The organism is Acidisphaera rubrifaciens HS-AP3 (assembly GCF_000964365.1).
In the GTDB taxonomy this organism is placed as follows: domain Bacteria; phylum Pseudomonadota; class Alphaproteobacteria; order Acetobacterales; family Acetobacteraceae; genus Acidisphaera; species Acidisphaera rubrifaciens.
The window spans coordinates 1-2,339 of sequence record NZ_BANB01001151.1 but is presented as its reverse complement, the minus strand read 5'-3'; the positions used below and the strand labels follow the sequence as shown (position 1 = coordinate 2,339).

At 71.3% G+C, this 2,339-nt stretch carries 2 protein-coding genes; both read right to left on the bottom strand.

Annotation, left to right across the window (positions count from 1 at the left end):
- Nucleotides 1–25: 25 nt before the first annotated feature.
- Entirely contained in the window at nt 26–940 is a 915-nt protein-coding gene (gene tsf, locus B8460_RS20480; protein WP_048863475.1) for a translation elongation factor Ts, read from the bottom strand.
- A gap of 44 nt (nt 941–984) precedes the next feature.
- A complete protein-coding gene (gene rpsB / locus B8460_RS20475) occupies nt 985–1,758 on the bottom strand; it encodes a 30S ribosomal protein S2 (protein ID WP_048863474.1) in 774 nt (257 codons plus the stop codon).
- Nucleotides 1,759–2,339 lie beyond the last annotated feature (581 nt).

Below are 2,339 nucleotides of genomic sequence, written 5' to 3'. Positions count from 1 at the left end.
GGGGGCGCCCGGCGGCGGTTCCGGACTAGGCCGCGGTGCCGGCGGCGGCGGCCACTTCGGCGGCGAAGTCGCCGGTCTGCTTCTCGATGCCTTCGCCGAGCTGGAAGCGGGCGAAGCCGGTCAGGCGGGCACCGGCCTTCTGCACCACCGCCTTCACGCGGCTCTCGCCGTCATGCACCCACACCTGCTCCAGCAGCACCACTTCCTCGTAGTATTTGCGGATGCGGCCATCGATCATCTTCTCGATCACCGCGTCGGGCTTGCCGGACGCGCGGGCCTGTTCGGTCAGCACCGCGCGCTCGCGCTCCAGTGCCTCGGGCGCGACACCGGTCACGTCGAGCGCGTCGGGGCGGGTGGCCGCCACGTGCATGCCGACCTGCCGGCCCAGCGTCTCCAGCGCGGCGAGCTCGCCGTCCGCCTCGACCGCGACTAGCACGCCGATCTTGCCCAGGCCGGGCTTCTGCGCGGCGTGGACATAGGTTGCGACCACGCCCTTCTCGACGCTGAGGACGCGGGCGCGGCGCAGCGACATATTCTCGCCCACCGTCGCGATGAGGTGCGTCAGCTCCTCGGCGACCGTCCGGCCGGTGCCCGGATAGGGCGCGGCGGCGATCGCATCGATGTCCTCGCCCACGCCGAGCGCGATCTGCGCGACCGCGGAGACATAGGCCTGGAACGCCTCGTTGCGGGCGACGAAATCGGTCTCGGCGTTGACCTCGACCATGGCGGCCCGCTGCGGCGCCGAGGCGACGCCGATCAGGCCCTCGGCCGCCACGCGGCCCGACTTCTTGGCGGCGGCGGACAGGCCCTTCTTACGCAGCCAGTCGATCGCCGCCTCCAGGTCGCCGCCCGATTCGGTCAGCGCCCGCTTGCAGTCCATCATGCCGGCGCCCGTCTTCTCGCGCAGATCCTTGACCAGCGCGGCGGTAATCTCGGCCATCTCAGCCCTCCGGGTGTTCGGTCCGTTTGCGCGTGTCGGCTGCGTCAGGCGGTCGGCTGCTCGGCCGTCTCCGGCAGCGCCTCGGGCGGCAGGTTTTCCGCCGCGCCGATATCCTGGCCGCTCGCCGCCATCTCGGCGCTGATGCCGTCCAGCACGGCGCCCGCGACGAGGTCGCAGTACAGCGTGATGGCGCGGATCGCGTCGTCGTTGCCGGGGATCGGATAGGTCACGCCGGACGGGTCGCTGTTGCTGTCGAGCACGGCAACGACCGGGATGCCGAGCTTGTTGGCCTCCTCGACCGCCAGCTTTTCCTTGTTCGTGTCGATGATGAACAGGATATCCGGCAGGCCGCCCATGTCCTTGATGCCGCCCAGCGCGCGCTCCAGCTTGTCGCGGTCGCGGGTGATGTTCAGCACCTCTTTCTTCGTCAGGCCCTGGGTGTCGCCGCCCAGCATGTCATCGATCTGGCGCAGCCGCTTGATGCTGCCGGTGATCGTCTTCCAGTTCGTCAGCATGCCGCCGAGCCAGCGGTGGTTGACGTAGTACTGGCCGCAGCGGCGGGCGGCGTCGGCCACGTATTCGGCGGCGGCGCGCTTGGTGCCCACGAACAGCACGCGGCCACCGGCGGCGGTGGTGTCGCGCACGGCGCGCAGCGAGCGGTCGAGCATCGGCACCGTCTGCTGCAGGTCGATGATGTGGACCTGGTTGCGCACGCCGAACAGGTACGGCGCCATGCGCGGGTTCCAGCGGCGGGTGTGGTGGCCGAAATGGACGCCGGCTTCCAGCAGCTGGCGCATCGTGAAATCGGGCATCGCCATGGGCGTGACCTGTCCTTCTGTCAGTCCGGTTGTGCCTCCGCGGGGCTGGCCGTCGCCGGCACCGGACCCTGGCCGCAACCGCGACCGGGGAAGGCGCCCCGCGTGTGAATTACCGGGCACGGGCCCGGCGGCGGCCGTATGACGCGAAATGGCGACGGACGCAACCGGGCGGGCCGCTTGGCGCCGGGCGGGGCGGCAGCTATGCCGGGGACGCGATGCGTGTCCTGTTCGTCACCTCCAACCGCGTGGGCGACGCCGTGCTGTCCACCGGGCTGCTGGACAGCGTGGTGCGTCGCCATCCGGACGCGCGCATCACCGTGGTCTGCGGCCCGGCGGCTGAGGGCGTGTTCGCGCGGCTGCCGCAGCGCGAGGCGACGATCGTGCTGGAAAAGCGCCCGGGACAGCGCCACTGGCTCGGCCTCTGGCCGCAGGTCGCGTTCCGGCGATGGGACTGGGTGATCGACCTGCGCGGCTCCGCCCTCGGCTGGCTGGTGCCGACGCGCCGGCGCAGCGTCATGCGCTCGGGGCGCGGCAGCTCGGGACGCGGGGGGAGATCGGAAGAGCACACGTCTGAACTCCAG

Coding starts and splice junctions, on each gene's coding strand:
- rpsB (WP_048863474.1), bottom strand. CDS start 1,758: ATGGCGATGCCCGATTTCACGATGCGCCAGCTGCTGGAAGCCGGCGTC.
- tsf (WP_048863475.1), bottom strand. CDS start 940: ATGGCCGAGATTACCGCCGCGCTGGTCAAGGATCTGCGCGAGAAGACG.